The sequence below is a fragment of the Nonomuraea sp. NPDC049269 genome (genome assembly GCF_043197155.1).
Taxonomy (GTDB): Bacteria; Actinomycetota; Actinomycetes; order Streptosporangiales; family Streptosporangiaceae; genus Nonomuraea.
In genome coordinates this window covers 498,961-516,298 of record NZ_JBICSO010000003.1, presented here as the reverse complement: position 1 = coordinate 516,298, position 17,338 = coordinate 498,961, and the positions used below count along the sequence as shown (strand labels likewise).

The following is a 17,338-nucleotide window of genomic DNA, read 5'->3' as shown; positions in this document are numbered from 1 at the left end:
GGTTACCGGCGGATGGCGTGATCGTTAAATGCGTGCCCGGTTTCGCCGGGAGAGTCGGGTGGTGTCGCATAGTTACCGGCGTGAAGCCGGATACGCGTTACATCACGCCCGCCGCGATCGGAGAGGTCCGGCAGGTGCTCAGAGACGACCTCATCCCGATCTTCGACGCGGTGCGCCAGATCCTCGACGAGAACGAGTCCATCGCCTTCCCCGGCTGGGGCCTGCTCGGCGAGTGGACGATCGGCGCGCTCTACTCCTCGCTGCTCGACACGCTCCAGCGGGACGCCGACGCGGCCAGGAGCGTGCTGACCGGCTGGGAGGACGGGGCGCTGAAGTACGCGCAGCGGAACTGGATCGCCGCCGAGGACGCCGCGGTCCAGCGGGTCAAACCGTGAAGGGCGGGATCCGGAAGATCGCGGGCGCGGGCAAGGCGGGCTCCGGGGCGTACAAGATCCCGCCCAACCCCGCAGCGGTGCAACGGAGCCTCAGGCAGGCCGCGAAGCTGGAACCCTCCGTCCTCATCGGGCTGCTCGCCACCCTGCCCGCGGTCGCGAACGTGCCCGGCATCTGGGAGGCGGCGGCCAACCTGCAGGCGGGCGCGGGCGGCAAGCTCGACAAGCCGGCCAGCGGCGCGATCAGCCGGGTGATCGCCGACTCGGGCAAGGACTGGATCGCCAGGGACCAGGAGGCGTTCGTCTCGGCGGCCGAGCGGTTCAAGGCCGATCTGGAGACCTACCGCTACAACGTGCAGTGGGTGGCGGGGCACGTCGACAGCATCGGCGACGCCATCGCCGCGTACTGGATCACCGCGGCGAAGATCGCGCAGGAGACTTATCTGAGGCTGACCGCGCTGCAGGTCATGGCGCTGGCCCCGCAGTCCTCCGTGGCGGCCCGCCTCGCGATGCGGGCGGCCGGCGCGCAGTCCAGCGCGGCCCTGGCCCGCTCCACCGAGCGGCTGTCGGTCTTCCTCAAGGCGGGCGTGGGCGGCGTCGCCGCCGCGATGGGCGGACCGGCCATCTGGCAGCTCGGCTTCATGCGGACGACCGCCACCTCGCGGGTGGACTTCGCGCGGGCCGGGATCGACACCTCGGATCCCGCTCGGGCCGCCACGTTCCGGCCGCCGCCACCGGGCAGCCCGCTGCCTGACGGCGCCCAGTACTTCGACTGGCGGGTGAAGACCCCGGACGGCGGCCGGACCCTGGACGAGGTGGCCAAGGACCGGCTCACGCCCTAGCCGACCAGCCCGCGGATCGTCTCGTACACATCCAGTACGGCCAGCGCCAGCGGCAGCAGGGCGATCATCAGCACGATGTCGAGGATGTCGGCCAGCCGCCCCCAGAACGGGGAGGGCCGCGCCGACGCGAGCCAGAGCGACACCCCGGCCGCCAGCAGCGCGAACACCACCAACGCGGGCACCAGGCCGAACAGCACCAGCTCGCGGGCCGCCCCCAGCCCCACGGCCAGGGCGAGGAGGCCGGCGCCGAGCAGGGCCGAGGTCAGCAGCCACATGCGCTGGCCGCGGCCTTCGAAGACGCGGGCGCGCAGCAGCAGCGCGGCCGAGAGCGACAGGCTCATCGCGATCGCCGTCCAGGTGCCCTCCACCGCCAGGAGCACCTGGGCGCCGAGCGCGATGAGCGACACCCCGCCGAGCAGGCCCGTGCAGAAGCCGTCCGCGACCACCGTCCGGTCGATCACCATCCGGCCGTCCAGGTCGCCGCCCTCGCGGCGCAGCTCGTCGGCGGTCGTCGGCAGGGCGGGCAGCGGCATCCCGGCCAGCCGGAACGAGACCGACGGCACCACCGTCGTCATGCCCACGGCCAGCGTCGCCAGCAGCGCGGCCGGACCGGCCGCCGGCACGGCGAAGACCATGACCGCCACCGAGCCGATCAGACCGCAGAACGCGGCGAAGGCCACGCCGAGGAACGTCGCCCGCCCCTGGGCGACCGCGAACCCGGTCGCCGTGGCCAGCATCAGCGTGACCCCGAACGCCGCCAGCAGGTGCGGGGCGCCCAGCCCGGCCAGCCCGGTCGGCGAATCGGGTCCGAGCAGCCCGGCGACGAATCCGTACGGCAGCGCCGCGTACCCGACCGCCGCCCCCGCGCCCGCGTCGCCCAGGGCCCGTGACAACGCCACCGCGGCCAGCAGCAGCACCAGCGCGATGCCCGCCGCGACGATGGCGGCGGGCGTCCACGGCGGTCCGGTCAGCAGCAGGGCGGCGGCGCCCGCGCCCAGTGCCACCGAGGTGGTCCGCAGGCCGTAGGACCTGGTGACGGCGGGCTGCCAGCGGCTGGTGCGTTCGAGCACGCCGGTCGCGACGGCGTCGGCCACGTCGTCGAAGACGGTCTCGGGCAGCTCGTGCCCCCGTGGCCGCAGGTGCAGCAGCTCCCCGTCGTGCACGGCCAGGTCCGACAGCGTGACGTTCAGGTCGAACGGCTGCCCGCCCACGCGCTGGAGCACCCAGCCGCCGTGGGCCAGACCGGCTTCCGCGAGGCCCTCGCCCGCGATGCGCAGCAGCGTCGGCAGCATGCTCGCCAGCGGCATGTCCGAGGGCAGGCCGAGATCGAGGGATCCCCGAGGGGTGACGATCGTGACCCGGCACAGGTCGGTTCCGGTGGCGCTCACTTGGAGGAGTTTATGGACTCGGCTCCCGACGCGCCGCCGTAAATATGTCGAGAAAATTTGAAATGTCGCTGAATACGGGGTCTGACGGGCTTTTATGAGGGTTGTTTGGTGGCTTGTTCGGTGAGGTGCGGTGAGCGGCAATACATGGGTGGTGCGTCGGCCCGAGCGGCGCAGGCCGCCGGAGCAGCCGAGCGGTGAGGTCCTGCTGGAAGCGCCACCCGAGATTCCCGAGACGGTCACGGGCGGCGGTCTGACCCAGGTGCTGACCTACCTGCCGATGATCGCCGGGGCGGGCGCCATGGCGCTCATGTTCACCGGCGGCGGCACGGGCAACCCGATCATGATGGTGTCCAGCGGCCTGTTCGCCGTCTCGATGGTGGGCATGACGATGGGACAGATGCTCAGGACCACCGGAGAGCGCAAGAGCCGGATCAACGGCCAGCGCCGCGACTACTACCGCTACCTGGAGCAGGTGCGCCGGCGCGTCCGCCGTGCCGCCGAACAGCAGCGCAAGGCGATGACCTGGAACCATCCCGACCCCGTCACGCTGTGGTCGCTGGTCATGACCTCGCGGCTGTGGGAGCGGCGGCCCCGTGACGACGACTTCGGCCAGGTGCGGATCGCCACCTCCGCGCAGCGCCTCGCGCTGCCGCTGATCCCGCCGGAGAGCCGGCCGATCGAGGATCTCGACCCGATGTCCGCCGGCGCGCTGCGCCGTTTCGTGCGTACCCACGCCACGGTTCCCGGCCTGCCGGTCGCGCTGGCGCTGCACTCCTTCGCCCGGATCACGCTCGCGGGCGACCCCGAGGCCGCCCGCGGCCTGGTCCGCGCCGCGCTGGCCCAGGCGGTGGCCCTGCACTCGCCCGAGGACCTGCGGGTCTCCGTGTGCACCGGGGCCGAGCGGGCGGCTGAGTGGGAGTGGGTCAAGTGGCTGCCGCACGCCTTCCACCCCCAGGAGGAGGACGGGGCGGGCCCGGTCCGGCTGGTCACCAGGGACCTCGCGGAGCTCGACGACCTGCTCGGGTTCGAGCTGAAGGACCGGCCCAGGTTCAGCCGGGGGCTCTCGCAGGACGCGCTGCCGTACCACGTGGTGATCCTGGACGGCGGCCGGGTTCCGCCGGGCAGCCAGCTCGGGACCGACGCCATCGAGGGCGTGACCGTGGTCGACCTCAGCGGGTCGGCGGGACAGGCGCCCGCGCAGCTCTCGCTGTACCTCGACGTCACCGCCGACGAGGTGGTCCGGGTCGCCGAGGACGACATGGGCAAGCAGGTCAGGACCGCGCTCGGCCGGCCCGACGTACTCGGCCTGCCCGCGTTCGCCGCGCTGGCCAGGCAGCTCGCGCCGCTGCGGGCAGGTGTCGCGGGCGGGGCGGAGGAGGAGCGCGACGCGCTGTCCACCAACACCACGCTCACCGACCTGCTCCGCATCGGTGACGCCCGCCGGATCTCGGCCGCCGTGACCTGGCAGCCGCGGCCGGTCAGGAACCGGCTGCGGGTGCCGCTCGGCCTGGGCGCCGACGGCCGGCCGGTGGAGCTCGACATCAAGGAGGCGGCGCAGGGTGGCATGGGCCCGCACGGGCTCGTGGTCGGCGCCACCGGCTCCGGCAAGAGCGAGCTGCTGCGCACGCTCGTCCTCGCGCTGGCGATCACCCACTCCTCCGAGGTGCTGAACTTCGTCCTGGTCGACTTCAAGGGCGGCGCGACGTTCCTGGGGCTCGACACGCTCCCGCACGTGTCGGCGGTCATCACCAACCTGGAGGACGAGCTGCCGCTGGTCGACCGCATGCACGACGCCCTGCACGGCGAGATGGTCCGCCGCCAGGAACTGCTGCGCTCGGCCGGCAACTACGGCTCGCTGCGCGACTACGAGCAGGCCCGCGAGCAGGGCGCCGCGCTGGCGCCGATGCCGACGCTGTTCATCGTGCTGGACGAGTTCAGCGAGCTGCTGTCGGCCAAGCCGGAGTTCATCGAGCTGTTCGTGATGATCGGGCGGCTCGGCCGATCGCTCGGCGTGCACCTGCTGCTCGCGTCCCAGCGGCTGGAGTCGGGACGGCTGCGCGGGCTGGACACGCACCTTTCGTACCGAATCGGGCTGCGGACGTTCTCGGCGGCCGAGAGCCGGGCGGTGCTGGGCGTCGCCGACGCCTACTCGCTGCCGCCCGAACCCGGCAACGCCTACCTGATGTTCGAGACGACCGGGATGACCAGGTTCAAGGCGGCCTATGTGTCCGGCCCCTACCAGGCGGCGCAGCGGGAGAACCGGGCGGTCGCCGCGCGCCCCGGCCACCAGGGCAAGATCGTCTGGTACGGCACCGAGCGGGTGCCGCTGCCGCCGCCGCCCGAGGTCGAGCCCGAGCCCGTCGCCGAGGATCGGGAGCAGCAGGACAGCCTGCTCAACATCGTGGTGGACCGCCTGAACGGGCAGGGACCCGCCGCGCACCGGATCTGGCTGCCCCCGCTCAAGGAGCCGGCCTCGCTCGACGGGCTGCTGCCGCCCGTCCTGGCGACCCCGTCGCACGGGCTCACCGCCGCCGGCACCGACCAGGACCGCCCCGGCCGGCTGCACGCCGTCGTGGGCATCGTGGACAGCCCCTTCGACCAGCGGCGCGATCCGTACTGGCTGGATCTGTCGGGCGCGGCGGGCAACGCCGCGATCATCGGGTCGCCGCAGACGGGCAAGAGCACGCTGCTGCGCACGCTGATCGCCTCGCTCGCGGTCACCCACACGCCCAAGGAGGTGCAGTTCTACTGCCTGGACTTCGGCGGCGGCACGCTGTCGGCGCTGGCCGGGCTGCCGCACGTCGGCGGCGTGGCGACCAGGCTGGACGCCAACCGGGTGCGGCGGACGGTGGCGGAGGTGACGGCCCTGCTGGCGCGCAGGGAGCGGCTGTTCGTGGAGCGGGGCATCGACTCGGTCGCCACCTACCGCCGTCTGGTGGCCTCCGGCGCGTACGAGGGCGACGGCTGGGGTGACGTCTTCGTCGTCGTGGACGGCTGGGCCACGATGCGCCAGGAGTTCGAGTCGCTGGAGGCGCCGCTGAGCGAGCTGGTCTCCCGGGGGCTCGGCTTCGGCATCCACGTCGTCGGGACGGCCAACAAGTGGTCGGAGTTCCGGTCCAACGTGCGCGACATGTTCTCCACCCGGCTGGAGCTCAGGCTGGGCGACTCCTTCGAGTCGGAGATCGACAGGAAGGCCGCCGCCAACGTCCCCGAGGGCGCCCCCGGCCGCGGCCTCACCCGCGAGGCGCTGCACTTCCTGGCCGCGCTGCCCCGCGTGGACGGCAAGGCCACGGTGGACGACCTGACCGAAGGGGTCGCCGCGCTGGTGGCGGACGCGGCGAGCGCCTGGCGGCAGCCGCCGGCGCCGCCCGTGCGGCTGCTGCCGGACCTGTTCCCCGTGCACACGCTGCCCGGACCGGACCAGAGCGGGCCGCGCATCCCGATCGGCATCGACGAGGCCGCCCTGGCGCCCGTGTCCCTCGACTTCGACGCCGACGCGCACTTCGTCGTCTTCGGCGACACCGAGAGCGGCAAGACGAACCTGCTGCGCGTCGTCGCCGAGGGCATCGTCGACAGGTTCACGCCGCTGGAGGCGCGGATCGTCATCATCGACTACCGGCGCTCGCTGCTCGACACGGCCGACAACGAGCACCGCATCGGCTACGCCGCCTCCAGCACCGCCGCGGCCACCGTGCTCAAGGGCATCTACGAGGTCATGCAGACCCGGCTGCCGCCGCCCGACCTCACCTCCGAGCAGTTGCGTACCAGGAGCTGGTGGACCGGCCAGGACCTGTACGTGATCGTGGACGACTACGACCTGGTGGCCACGTCCGCCAATCCGCTGGCCGTACTCGGGGACCTGCTGCCGCAGGCCCGCGACATCGGCCTGCACCTGATCCTGGGGCGGGCGATGGGCGGCGCGGGGCGCGGCCTGCTCGACCCGGTCGTACGGCGGCTGAAGGAGATGAACACCCCGGCCGTGCTGCTGTCGGGGCCGCGGGACGAGGGGGCGCTGTTCGGCAACGTGCGGCCGCAGCAGTTGCCGCCCGGGCGGGGGGTCTATGTGGACCGGCGCTCGGGCGCGCGGCTCATCCAGACGGCCTACCTGGCCCCGCCGGAAGCGGGCTAGGCGTCGTCGAGGCGGCGCTGGATGCGGGCGAGCTCGGCCATCGCGTTCTCCATGGCCCTGTCGTACGTCTCCTGCGCGTTCCGCAGGCGCAGCTCGGCCGGGTTGTCCTGCTTGGTGAGGTCGAGCGGGGCCTCGCCCCACTTCTCGGCCATGATCGCGTTCGACTTCTCCTGCAGGTCGGCCAGCGACGTGGCGATCAGGTCCAGGATCGTGGTGGCGAGCTTGTCCGAGCCCCAGCGGAGCGCGCGCGGGTTGATGTCCAGCCCGGTGACGCCCTGCGCGGAGCACTCGACCGTCACCAGCTTCTCCGCGTCCTGGGCGAACCCCTGCACGGCCAGGACCTGCTGGTAGAGCTCCTCGAACCCGTCCAGAGGGCGCTGGGTGCCGGCGATCATGCGGTCGATGGATGCTTCGTCGAAAGCCCGCATCATGCCTCCTTCGTCTGCTGGTTGCCCTGCGGGAGGGCCGATCCGCTGAGGTCACCGGCCACGGCCGAGTTGGCGACCATCCCGCCACCGATGGCGGTCGCCCCGCCGAAGAGCAGCTTCTTGGCGGGCGACACCTTGGCGAACCGGCCGGCGATCTTGCCGACCACGCCCTCCGTACCCCTGAGGAACGTCTGCAGCTTGATGGCGCCCTGCCCAGCCTGCTGATCGGCCCGGCGGCCGAACATCGTCGCCGCCACCTCCGCCGCCGGCCGGAAGTAGGGATTGACCCGCCCGAGCTGGTAGATCGTCCCTGCCAGGAGGATGGCGGCGCCCACGTCGAGCATCAGGTCGCCGGCGAAGTCGAGAACATCGGCGGACGTCCGCATGGAGTCGGCCGTGGACTGCGGCAGACCGGCCTTGTCGGCCACCTCGTTGGCGTGCGTGTCGACCGTCTGGTGGAACAGCTCGGCGCTCGTCTCCGTCCAGCGAACGTCCTTGACGGACTCCTGAACCTGCTGGGGATGCTCGCGTAGCCCCGCCGACAGTTCCTCCCACTGCTGCGCGGCCCGCCGCAGCTCCGGGGTGTCGGCGACGGTGAGCGCGATGATCAGTCCGGCGTACTTCGCGCGGCCGCCGCCCAGGAGCGCCGCACCCAGCTGGGCCATGCCCGCGCCCGCGATCACGGATTCCGGTTGTGTCGGCATGTGTCCTCGCTCTCAGCCGGCCATGACGCCGGAGGCCGCACCGTCGCCCTGAACGGCGGTGTTGGCCGTGTCGAACGCCTTCGACTCCATCTCGGCCAGCTCGTGCCTGGTCGCCGACACGTACTGGTGCGCGGCCAGCTTCACCTGGTCGAGCGCGTCCTCCAGCGAGGAGCCGAAGAAGCCGAACAGGCCGTAGTGGCGGGCGTGCACGTTGAGTCCGGCGACCACGCGGGTCAGGTCGTTGAGGTGCTCCATGGGCTTCTTGCCGAGGTTGCGGCCCACCTCGCGGACGGAGTCGGCGTCCAGCTGCATGCGCTTGAGGTCGTTCTCGGAGGTCATGGTCAGTCCACCACCGGCTGGCCGGGGTCGTACGCGGGACGGAACAGGCCCGAGTCGTCGGGGGGCGGCGCGACCGTCCGGTGCGCGGCGGACGCACCCTCGTATCCGGTCGGGCCGCCGCCCATCGGCATGAACGGCATGCCACCGGTGCCGGCGGCCGCCCCTGTGGGGCCGCCGGACGATGCCGTCCTGGTCGCAGGCCAGGTCCCGTCGACGACCGGCACGACACCGGGCCGTACGGACGGACCCGTCTCGTGAGGCACGCTGCCGAGCGGGGTACGGGCCTGGTCGGAGGTGGGCTTGGTGCCCGGTGGACCCTCGTCCAGGACGGAGCGCGTGGAGTCGGACGACATGTGGTCGGATGGTGTTCGGTCGGACCGCATCGGGTCGGACGGCGTGCGGACGGACTGGCGGGTGCCGGTGCCGGTGGGGGACCGTCTCGGCTCGGCCGTGACCGGCTGGAGCCCGGTCGGCGTGGGGCCGGTCGTCGGCGGGTAGCCGGTGGGCTGGGCCACGGACGGCGTCCCGGCGGTGGACGTGATCAGCCCGGGGACCTGGCCCGGCGTCGTCCCCAAGGTCGGGAGAGCGGCGGTGCCGGGGACCGACGAGGCGAGAGGTACCGCCGGGGTGGACGCGTTAGCGGGCGGCGTCACCGAGATCGGTGACGCCGCCCGGTCCACACTGGCCAGCCGGGCGACCGGGCGCGTGGACTCCTGATCGGGGAACTCGATCCCGTCACCCACCGGCGTGCTGTCCCGCACGACCGGCGCCGGCGTATACGGCGCGCCGGCGGCCAGGTCGGGGTCCCACGGCAGCCGCGCGGGAAGCGTCCCGTGCGCGTCCGCCAATCGGCCGTTCAGCTCCGCGAGGAAGCGCTGGGCGTCGGCGTCTGGATCGTTCCCCAGTTCCCTGGAGATGTACGACCCGGTGTCCACCGTGTAGTACTGCTCCTGAGTGGCCTGCTCGAACTTCTCCTTCGCCGTGGCCAGTTCGCGACCGGCCTGCTGAACGGATGGCGGGATGTCGCCGATCTGGCTCCGCAGCGTGCCGAGATACGACTGCACCCGCGCCATCCGTCCGAGCATGGCCCGCGCCGACTCGCCGCCCCAGTTTCCATCGGCGACGAGACGTGAGGCATAGGTGGTCAATTCCTTGATCGTCTGGTCCAGCAGCGTGCCCGTGGACTGGTAGGCGTCGGCGACGCCGCCGAACTCCTCCGGCCTGGTGCTCATGACCAGCCGCCGGATCGAGTCGCGCCCGCCGTAGCTCTCGGGCGCGCCCGCCGGCAGCGCGCCCTCCTTGATCGGCTTCGGTTCTCCCACGCGCCCCTCTATCCGGAAGATCTGGTACGGCGAGCAGCCTCGCCCGCCCGCTGGTCGCCGTCCCTGGCGGTGTTGGCGGTGGCGACCAGATCGTCGACGACCCTTCTGACCAGTTCGGTGACGAACTCCATCGTGTCCACCGTGGCCATGCGCGCCCGTTGCATGGTCTCGGCGTACCCCCGTGCCACATCCCAGTCGCCCACGGCGTTGAACGACAGGTCGGGCACCGTGTGCCCGGCCGATTCGAGCCGGGGCAGCAGGTCTCTCGACATGGCCCCCGCGATGTCGAGCAGCGCGTCCGGCCGGCACATCGCCTGGTCACCGGCCGCCGCCGGGTCGATGAGCAGCTCTGGGGGTGTTCCGTTCTCCGCCATCGTTCCGCTCAGGTGCCCCAGCGCCGGACGTTGGCCTGCTCGGCGTCGCGCATGATCTCGGTCGCGTCGTGCAGAGCGGGCCCGAAGCGCTGCATGGTGTCACCCATGGACACGACGGCGTCGTTCCATTCGCGCTTGGCCTCCAGGTAGACGCCCTTCGCGGAGCCGTCCCAGGTCTCCAGGATCTTCAGGTCGTTCTCCAGGTCGGTCAGCTCGCCGACGAGGTTGGCGTACGCGCGGCCGAGCTCGGCCGCGATCTCCTCCATCTCGTCGAAATTGGCGAGGATGATGTCGCCGCCACCTGTCATGGAGACCCTCCTAAGGTCAGAGCTTGCCGCCGTTGAGCGCGGCCATGAGGTTCTGGGTGACGGCCTGCGCGGACGTGCTGGCCTCGTCGTACTCGATCCCGGAGCCCTTGAGGTTCTCGGCGATCAGGTGGAGGGCGTCGATGACCTTCTTGAACTGCGGGTTCCACTCGTTGAGCACCTGCGCGTAGACGGTCGCCGACTCGCCCTTCCACGCGCTGCCGAGCTGGTCGGGGATCTGGAGCAGCCTGTTGTGGATCTGCGTGATGTGCTCGTGCGCGATCAGCGCGCGCGCGGCCGCGTCGTGCTGACTGCCCTGCTGATAGGTGGTCGGCTGCGCCACGGTTCACCTCCCGGAATCGAATATGGGGCAACGCGAGCACCATAAGCGGGCGCACCGGATGAACGGCTGTGACTTCAACATTCCTCGAAATGTTGGATCACCCGGCACGCCAGCCCCGGCGCCTCGCCCGGGGCAGCATGATCGCCGCGAACACCACCAGCCCGGTCACCGCCACCGTGCCTCCCGCGATGCCGACGGCCAGCCCGCGCGTGCGCGGGTCGGGGACGGCGGCCTTGGCCACGACGACCGGCGCGGCGCCGCCCGCCTTCTCCTCGGTGCCGGGCAGTACGGCGGTCACCGCGAGCAGCGGGTTGACCATGCCCGCGCCGGTTCCGCTGGCGCCGCCGCCCTCGGCCGTCGCCTCCACGCGGCGCTTGACCTGCCAGAGATCGAGCTCCGGATGCCTGGCTCTGACCAGGGCCACCACCCCCGAGACGTACGGGGCGGCGAAGCTGGTGCCGTCGAGATCGGTCCGGTAGCCGCCGCCCGTCCATGTGCTGGTGATCGCCGATCCGGGCGCGGTGACGGAGACCCTGGTGGTGCCGTTGGAGAACGCCGATTTCGTGCCGTCGGGGGAGGCCGCGCCGACCGCGATGACGCCGGGGTAGTTCGCCGGGTAGGAGGGCGTCACCTCGCCGTCCTCCCGCTTCACGTTGCCCGCCGCCGCGACGATCACCGCGTCCCTGCTCTGCGCGTAGGCGACGGCCGACTTGAGCTCCGGCTGGTCGTGCGCCTCCACGGATACGTTGATGACCTTCGCGCCCAGCTCGGCGGCCCGTCTGATGCCTCGGGCCAGCAGCGATACCGCGCCGTCGTTCGTCGCGGTCTGCTTGATCGACAGGATCCGCGCGCCCGGTGCGACGCCGAGGAACGGTACGCCACGCGAGGTGAGGTCGCGGCCGGCGATGATGCCCGCCACGGCCGTACCGTGGCCCACGCAGTCCCGCTGGTCCGTGCCGGTCAGGTCCTCGGAGACGGTGACCACTCCGGCGAGCTGCGGGTGCCGCGTGTCCACGCCGCTGTCGACGACCGCGACGGTGACGCCCTCGCCCCGGGTCAGCCGCCACACCCGCTGGAAGCGCAGCCGATCCTGTGGCCAGGGCTTGCCGCTGACGTCCTGGACCCCGGCCTCGGGATTACACGGCGGGGCGGCGGTGCCGGCCGTCGCGGCGCCGGCGGGCGTGACGGCGAGCACCAGGGCGAAGGCGGTGGTACCGGCCCAGGAAATGGCCATGTAATGGGATTTTGCCTGCCTTGGGCGGTAAGCCGGATTCCGTTTCAAATTCTTTGAAGTGAAGCCCCGGTACGGTCGGCGCGGGATACAGAAGGGATGGGCGCGGACCGATATCCGGGGAGAGATTCATGCCGACACCTGACGACGGCAGCGAGCGGGATGACACCAGGGATGGCCTCGGCCTCCCGAGAGACCAGCGCATTGGCGTCGAGTCGGGCGAGGACGGGAGGGTCTACGAGACACAGCTGGACCCCATCAACACCGAGGAAGAGTACACCGACTACCTGCAGGATTACGGGACCGGAACATACCCGCCGACCGCCCGGCCACGGGTCTCCGAGACGACGCGCGATGAGTTGCTGACCCGATACCGCGTCGACCCGGGCACCGCGAAGAAGGAGATGTTCATCAAGATCGGCGACTTCGTGGACCCGGAGACCGGCAAACCGCGTCCTGACTCGCCCGTCGAGAAGCTCCGCGCCGACCTGGACCGGCTCAGGGGACTGGGCGGCACACCGAGCCTGGAGGTGCTCGTCACCCGCTCCACACTGACCGAGCGCGACCTGGGCACCTGGCAGGCCGCCACCGACCTGAAGCTGACCACCGACAAGGCGCAGCACAGCCTCAGCGGCGCCGTCACCCAGCTCTGCTCGGTTTACGAGGCCATCCTGGAAACGCTCGACCAGACCGTGAAGGCGGCCATGGACGCCGACCGGGCCGTGGCCGACGGCCTGCGCAGGACGGCGACATGACCGGCAGCTACACCCTTTACCAGCTCAGGGACGGCACCCGTCCCTTGCCTGACGACATCGCCACGACCAAGGGTGACAGCGAGAACAGCCAGGGCATCGTCGACCTCATCCGCAACAACACCAACCCGCGGAAGATCGAGGACGCCGGCCACAACTACGACACCCTGGCCGCGAGCTGCGAGGAAGCGATGAAGAACCTGCAGACAGAGGCGGGGCGCATCGCCGCATCCCTGGGCGGGGAACCTCTGGAGGGCGTCTTCAAGAAGATCGGCGAGCTCCAGAAGGACCTGGCCGCGGTGAACTACAGCGCGCAGACCATCGCCAAGCCCCTCATCTGGTACGGGCGTGATGTGCTGCCCTTCTTCCGCGACAACGTTCCCCAGGTCGGGAGCGCGGGCTGGGACGACGATCTCCGTGACAGCGTGTTCGGCACCGACGGCAACGCGCACGCCCTTGCCCGCCACCATCTGCGGCAGCTCAACAGGTTCATGGGCGTGGTCTACGACCGGATCGCCCCCGAGCTGGAGCAGCGCGCGGCTCCGCCACCCGGTGCGGGTGTCACTCCCGCGCACCTGCCCGGCCTCGACGGCCTGGGCGGCAACGGCCGGCTCGGCGGCGTCTCCGACCCGTACTCGGGCCTCGGCAGCCCGTACTCCAGCCTGCCCGGCATGAACGATCCCAGCCTGTCCGGCGTCGGTGACCAACCAGGGCTGACCGACCCGAACCTTCCTGACCCCAACGGCGCCCAGAACCCGAGCCTTTCCGATCCCAGCGGCGCCCAGAATCCGGACCTGAAGAATCCGGGCGACCTCAAGACCCCCGACCTCAAGACCCCCGACCTCAAGACCCCCGACCTCCAGACACCCCAGACCCCGGACCTCAAGAACCCCGGCGACCTCAAGACCCCGGCCCTGCCCGACACCAAGGCGAACCTGGCCGGCTTTCCGGACACCATGACGCCCGACCTGGCCAACCGGGTGAACACCGGCGTACCCACGACCGGCCCGCTGAGCCCGTCAGGGATCGGCACCGCCACGACGGCGGCACAGGGCGCGGGCGGGCTGACGGGCGGCGGCGCGGGCGTGCGGGCCGGGACCGGCGGCATGGGGATGGGCATGTATCCGCCGGGCATGGGCGGCGCCAACGGCCAGGAGCAGGATCGCGAGCGGACCCGGTTCCCGATGATCGAGGACGAGGCGTTCGAGACCGATGACCTGGGCGGTCCCGCAGTGATCGCATGACGGTGACGGAGAAGGTCCGCGGCTACCGGCTCCAGGAGCGGGCCGGGCAAGACGGGCCGTGGAGCGCGTACCTCGCGACGGCCGACCGCGACGGCGCCTCGGTGCTGCTGCGGACGCTGGCCTGCCGCCGGGTGGACAAGCGCAGGCTCAAGCCCCTGCTGCGCGGCTTCCGCTTCCCCGAGGCGCTCGCCGTCCACCCGAACGTGATCCCCGTACTCGACCTGGGCACCACCGCCGACGGCCGCCCGTACCTGGTGACCCACCTGCCCGGAGGCTGCACACTGGCCGAACGGCCCGGCCGGAGCCTGCCCGCGCCCCCCGCCGAGGCACTGCGCATCGCCCGCGCCGTGGCGAGCGCGCTCGCCGCCACCCATGCGGCGGGCGGCGTCCACGGCGACATACGGCCGGAGAACGTGGTCCTGCCCGAGCACGGCGAGCCCGCCCTGACCGGGTACGGCATGAGCGGGCTGATGTCGCTGGCCGAACTCCCCGACGGTACGTCCGTCTCCGTCCACACCCCGCCCGAACTGCTCGAAGGCCGCTCGGCCAGTCCCGCGTCGGACGTGTACTCGTTCGGGTCGATGCTGTACGAACTGCTGGCCGGGCGGCCCGCGTTCGCCCTGGACGGTCCGGACACCTCGGCCCGGTTCGTCTTCGGCGTCCTGAGCGAGGAACCGCCGCCCCTGGCGCACCGCAACCTGCCACCCGACCTCGTGACCGCCGTCCACCAGGCGATGTCCAAAACCCCCGACACCCGCCCCACGGCCGCCGACCTCGCCGACCGATTCGCCCAGACGGCCCTACCGGCCGCCCCGCAGTCCCTCCTGCCACCACCGCACCCCGAACCGGGTCTGCCACCCTCGCAGCCCGGATCGGGCCTTTCGTATGTTGGACCGCTGCTCGCGCCGGACGTGCCGCCATCGCAGGACGGACCGGGCTTGCCACCCCCGCGGGCCGTGCCTGGCCCGCCGCCTTCGCTGACCGGATCGGGCCCTTCGTATGTCGGACCGCCGCTCGTGGCCGGCCTGTCACATACCGGGCCCGGGTCCTTGCCGGGCGCCGCTCAAAGCGGGGCGAGCGCCCTGCCGGCCGGACCGGGACCTCTACCGGGCGCTTCGCAGGCTGGGTCGTCGATGCCGGTGGCCGCTGAGGCGTCGGTGCCGCGTGCTCTCGTGTGGACCGTCGACCCCGACCGCTCGGCGTCGCTTCCGGCCCCGCCCCGGCCGCTCTACCCGTCCTCCTACCAGTCCCGGCAGGGTACGGCGGAGCCGCAGGCACCGGCGGAGCCACGGCGCAGGAGCAGGAAGGTCCCCCTGTTCATCGCCGGCACCTCCGGCCTGGCCGTACTGATCGGCGCGGCCAGCGTCGCCGCCGCTATGAACGACCGCCCACAGACCCCACCGCGCATCACCCTGGAGCCCCAGTCCGCCACCACCGGAGGCGCCGCCCCCGCCACGACCGGAGGCACCGCCCCCACGACGACCGCCAACCCACCCGACTCGACCGCCCCGACCCCGCCACCCACCGCCCGGCCCTCCATCGCCCGCCCCACCAAGACCCTGGACGCGGCCGCGATGAGTGCGCAGCGCCCCAAGGACCTCACGCTGGTGACCGACAACGGCTCGTCCGTGGTGCTGTCGTGGAAGCAGCAGCGCAAGAGCGACTTCCCCATGGTCATCCAGCAGTCTCCCGGCGAACGCCTGATGTCGATGCGGAGCGGCAGCAACACGTTCACCGTCGGCGGCCTGGAGGCGGCCACGGGCTACTGCTTCAAGGTCGGCACGGTGGTCAGACTCGGCCAGCCGTCGTCCGTCGCCTGGTCACCGTCCCTGTGCATCCGCGGCGCGGTGGAAACCGACCCAGGCGGCCAGGACGAACAGGTCCAACCGCCCATCGTCCTCCCACTGGCCACCCCACCCACCTGAACGATCGGCTTCAGCTATGTCGTAGAGCTGGTCAGGGCCGCCGCGAACGCGAACTCGACGGGCCGGGAACTGCAGCTGATCACGGAGTGACGGTCGCCTCGCCGCCGACTCGCGCACGCGTGAGGAGTCCGCCGAGGGCGGCGGCGAGGACGGGCAGCCCGACGACCACGGCCGCGATCGTCAGCCACGGAGTTTCGAAGGGAACCCGTGGTGGTGACTCCCATGAGTTCGACGCCGTCAAAGGCCAGATCAGCAGCATCCCGATGGGGCACCCGGCGACCGCGCCCAACACCGTTCCGCAGGCCGCGCTCAGCCCCGCACGGCAGGCGCCGAACCACCGGAAAGTCGCGGCCGTTCCATCACCGGCCCGCCTCAGCACCCGACCCGATCGCGAACTCGTGGCCTTGCCGTCTCCGGCGGTCAATGCACCGTACAGGGCGATGAGAAGCGTCGCCACGGCGACGACCTGCCAACTGGTCGAAGCCTGGAACCCCCGCTCGACATAGGTCTGCGCGCCGTCGCCCAGCCGGCTGTCGAGCCGTTCCTGTTCACTCGCCGAGATTCGATGGAGGGAGGGATCGACGATCAGCTCGTCCGGCTCCAGTTGATAGCCGAGGTCCCGGACTACCTTCGCCGGGACGAAGATCGTCTGCATATTGGGGTCGATGGTTCTGGCGCCGATCGCCGGAATGCTCTTGCTCGCCAGCGGGCCGTTGTTCCCGGTCACGTCGTAGCGGATCGTGACCGAGTCGACCTTCACGTCGGCGGTCGTGACCACCACGGCCCTGCCCTCGTCGTACGGCGTCGACTGGTCGCCGGTGATATACCGCAGTAGTGCCTCGTCGCCGATGACTTCGTGCGGGTAGACGGACTCTTCCAGCAGGCCGACGCTCTCGGCGGACGCGCTGAAGTGTCGGTATTCACGCGGACCCTCCCTCTGGGCGATGGGCACTCCGGGTAACTCCTGCTGAATCGCCGCACGTACGGCACCGGCCTGCTCTCCCGAGAAAAACCTCACCACGAGGGTGCCGGGCCGGGCGCTGGAGGAGTAGTCGGCCCTGTCCTGCGCCGTCATGCCGACCGCGATGATCGCCAGCGCGATGCCGAAGCTCGTCGCCATCGCGGTCATCGTGATCGCGGGAGCCGTAGCCGCGCGACGTCCGGCCAGGTCGCGGGCCGCCAGGCGAACGGGCAGCGGTAGCTGTTCCGCGTACCGACCGAGGATTCCAGCAGTCGCGAGGCGAACGGGCCGAAACCGAGAAGGAGCAGACCTCCGCCTATGAGGGTCACCAGCACCAGCCCAATCAAGATGAGGCCGTCGTAGCGCGAATCTTCACGCGCCGACCACGCGCCGAATGCCATCATGCAGACGCCGATGAACGACAGGAACAATCCCCCGATCACATATCGCCGGCGTATGCGCACGTGGCGGTTCTGTGGGGCAGACAGCGCCGCGACTGTCACAGATGCGCAGGCGAACACCGCGGGAATGGCCATGGCCAGGCCGATTCTCAGGAGTATCGAAAGGTCGAAGATCATGGCCGAATAGTAGTGAGCTCCAGCCGACTCCGTACGGGCGAAAAAGTTGAATCAGGGTGACAGAAAAACGTCCCCGGAGCC

17 protein-coding genes are annotated in these 17,338 nt (G+C 71.3%); 6 read left to right on the top strand and 11 right to left on the bottom strand.

What is annotated here, in order from left to right; genetic code table 11:
- The first annotated feature begins 80 nt into the window (after positions 1–80).
- On the top strand, positions 81–395 hold the full coding sequence (locus tag ACGFNP_RS20090) for a hypothetical protein (protein ID WP_358316479.1): 315 nt from the start codon (positions 81–83) through the stop codon (positions 393–395).
- Complete coding sequence (locus ACGFNP_RS20085; RefSeq protein WP_393320497.1) at positions 392–1,234, top strand: hypothetical protein; 843 nt, start codon at positions 392–394, stop codon at positions 1,232–1,234. The genes ACGFNP_RS20090 and ACGFNP_RS20085 overlap by 4 nt, the downstream gene beginning before the upstream one ends.
- On the opposite strand, the gene eccD is transcribed toward ACGFNP_RS20085, so the two are convergent.
- The gene (eccD, locus tag ACGFNP_RS20080; protein ID WP_393320494.1) at positions 1,231–2,622 is read right to left on the bottom strand and encodes a type VII secretion integral membrane protein EccD; all 1,392 of its coding nucleotides are present in this window, start codon (positions 2,620–2,622) and stop codon (positions 1,231–1,233) included. The two genes, ACGFNP_RS20085 and eccD, sit on opposite strands and share 4 nt — an antisense overlap.
- Positions 2,623–2,752: 130 nt before the next feature.
- On the opposite strand from eccD, the gene eccCa reads away from it, so the two are divergent.
- On the top strand, positions 2,753–6,751 hold the full coding sequence (eccCa, locus tag ACGFNP_RS20075) for a type VII secretion protein EccCa (protein ID WP_393320490.1): 3,999 nt from the start codon (positions 2,753–2,755) through the stop codon (positions 6,749–6,751).
- On the opposite strand, the gene ACGFNP_RS20070 is transcribed toward eccCa, so the two are convergent.
- From ACGFNP_RS20070 to mycP, 8 genes are all read right to left on the bottom strand, one after another.
- Positions 6,748–7,179 (bottom strand): hypothetical protein, encoded by a 432-nt coding sequence (locus ACGFNP_RS20070; protein ID WP_393320488.1) that lies wholly within the window; start codon positions 7,177–7,179, stop codon positions 6,748–6,750. The genes eccCa and ACGFNP_RS20070 overlap by 4 nt on opposite strands.
- Entirely contained in the window at positions 7,179–7,883 is a 705-nt protein-coding gene (locus ACGFNP_RS20065; RefSeq protein ID WP_393320486.1) for a hypothetical protein, read from the bottom strand. Before ACGFNP_RS20065 ends, ACGFNP_RS20070 begins: the two co-directional genes overlap by 1 nt.
- Before the next feature lie 12 nt (positions 7,884–7,895).
- On the bottom strand, positions 7,896–8,222 hold the full coding sequence (locus ACGFNP_RS20060) for a hypothetical protein (RefSeq protein ID WP_393320484.1): 327 nt from the start codon (positions 8,220–8,222) through the stop codon (positions 7,896–7,898).
- Between the two features lie 2 nt (positions 8,223–8,224).
- Positions 8,225–9,544: a hypothetical protein gene (locus ACGFNP_RS20055; protein WP_393320482.1), complete on the bottom strand. Its 1,320-nt coding sequence runs from the start codon at positions 9,542–9,544 to the stop codon at positions 8,225–8,227.
- A gap of 8 nt (positions 9,545–9,552) precedes the next feature.
- Positions 9,553–9,918 (bottom strand): hypothetical protein, encoded by a 366-nt coding sequence (locus ACGFNP_RS20050; protein WP_358316504.1) that lies wholly within the window; start codon positions 9,916–9,918, stop codon positions 9,553–9,555.
- A gap of 8 nt (positions 9,919–9,926) precedes the next feature.
- Entirely contained in the window at positions 9,927–10,226 is a 300-nt protein-coding gene (locus tag ACGFNP_RS20045; protein WP_219527046.1) for a WXG100 family type VII secretion target, read from the bottom strand.
- Between the two features lie 16 nt (positions 10,227–10,242).
- The gene (locus ACGFNP_RS20040; protein WP_358316507.1) at positions 10,243–10,566 is read right to left on the bottom strand and encodes a WXG100 family type VII secretion target; all 324 of its coding nucleotides are present in this window, start codon (positions 10,564–10,566) and stop codon (positions 10,243–10,245) included.
- A gap of 97 nt (positions 10,567–10,663) precedes the next feature.
- Positions 10,664–11,800 (bottom strand): type VII secretion-associated serine protease mycosin, encoded by a 1,137-nt coding sequence (gene mycP / locus ACGFNP_RS20035; RefSeq protein ID WP_393320477.1) that lies wholly within the window; start codon positions 11,798–11,800, stop codon positions 10,664–10,666.
- 128 nt (positions 11,801–11,928) lie between these two features.
- On the opposite strand from mycP, the gene ACGFNP_RS20030 reads away from it, so the two are divergent.
- Genes ACGFNP_RS20030 through ACGFNP_RS20020 form a run of 3 tightly spaced genes read left to right on the top strand, consistent with a single transcriptional unit; the run spans position 11,929 to position 15,718 of the window.
- Positions 11,929–12,552: a hypothetical protein gene (locus ACGFNP_RS20030; RefSeq protein WP_393320474.1), complete on the top strand. Its 624-nt coding sequence runs from the start codon at positions 11,929–11,931 to the stop codon at positions 12,550–12,552.
- Positions 12,549–13,793, top strand: a complete 1,245-nt coding sequence (locus tag ACGFNP_RS20025) for a hypothetical protein (RefSeq protein ID WP_393320471.1) — start codon at positions 12,549–12,551, stop codon at positions 13,791–13,793. The genes ACGFNP_RS20030 and ACGFNP_RS20025 overlap by 4 nt, the downstream gene beginning before the upstream one ends.
- Positions 13,790–15,718 carry a serine/threonine protein kinase gene (locus ACGFNP_RS20020; protein ID WP_393320468.1) on the top strand — a complete coding sequence of 643 codons (1,929 nt, stop codon included), beginning with the start codon at positions 13,790–13,792 and terminating at the stop codon, positions 15,716–15,718. Before ACGFNP_RS20025 ends, ACGFNP_RS20020 begins: the two co-directional genes overlap by 4 nt.
- A gap of 79 nt (positions 15,719–15,797) precedes the next feature.
- Here ACGFNP_RS20020 and ACGFNP_RS20015 read toward each other — a convergent pair whose 3' ends face one another.
- Positions 15,798–16,838 carry a hypothetical protein gene (locus ACGFNP_RS20015; protein ID WP_393320465.1) on the bottom strand — a complete coding sequence of 347 codons (1,041 nt, stop codon included), beginning with the start codon at positions 16,836–16,838 and terminating at the stop codon, positions 15,798–15,800.
- Positions 16,839–16,843: 5 nt separating this feature from the next.
- Positions 16,844–17,257 (bottom strand): hypothetical protein, encoded by a 414-nt coding sequence (locus ACGFNP_RS20010; protein WP_393320462.1) that lies wholly within the window; start codon positions 17,255–17,257, stop codon positions 16,844–16,846.
- Positions 17,258–17,338: the final 81 nt, after the last annotated feature.

What these genes read in the sequence shown, in the direction of transcription:
- ACGFNP_RS20070 (WP_393320488.1), bottom strand. Translation starts at nt 7,179, where the DNA reads ATGCGGGCTTTCGACGAAGCATCCATCGACCGCATGATCGCCGGCACC.
- ACGFNP_RS20065 (WP_393320486.1), bottom strand. Translation starts at nt 7,883, where the DNA reads ATGCCGACACAACCGGAATCCGTGATCGCGGGCGCGGGCATGGCCCAG.
- ACGFNP_RS20060 (WP_393320484.1), bottom strand. Translation starts at nt 8,222, where the DNA reads ATGACCTCCGAGAACGACCTCAAGCGCATGCAGCTGGACGCCGACTCC.
- ACGFNP_RS20050 (WP_358316504.1), bottom strand. Translation starts at nt 9,918, where the DNA reads ATGGCGGAGAACGGAACACCCCCAGAGCTGCTCATCGACCCGGCGGCG.
- ACGFNP_RS20045 (WP_219527046.1), bottom strand. Translation starts at nt 10,226, where the DNA reads ATGACAGGTGGCGGCGACATCATCCTCGCCAATTTCGACGAGATGGAG.
- mycP (WP_393320477.1), bottom strand. Translation starts at nt 11,800, where the DNA reads ATGGCCATTTCCTGGGCCGGTACCACCGCCTTCGCCCTGGTGCTCGCC.
- ACGFNP_RS20030 (WP_393320474.1), top strand. Translation starts at nt 11,929, where the DNA reads ATGCCGACACCTGACGACGGCAGCGAGCGGGATGACACCAGGGATGGC.
- ACGFNP_RS20025 (WP_393320471.1), top strand. Translation starts at nt 12,549, where the DNA reads ATGACCGGCAGCTACACCCTTTACCAGCTCAGGGACGGCACCCGTCCC.
- ACGFNP_RS20020 (WP_393320468.1), top strand. Translation starts at nt 13,790, where the DNA reads ATGACGGTGACGGAGAAGGTCCGCGGCTACCGGCTCCAGGAGCGGGCC.
- ACGFNP_RS20015 (WP_393320465.1), bottom strand. Translation starts at nt 16,838, where the DNA reads ATGGCGACGAGCTTCGGCATCGCGCTGGCGATCATCGCGGTCGGCATG.
- ACGFNP_RS20010 (WP_393320462.1), bottom strand. Translation starts at nt 17,257, where the DNA reads ATGATCTTCGACCTTTCGATACTCCTGAGAATCGGCCTGGCCATGGCC.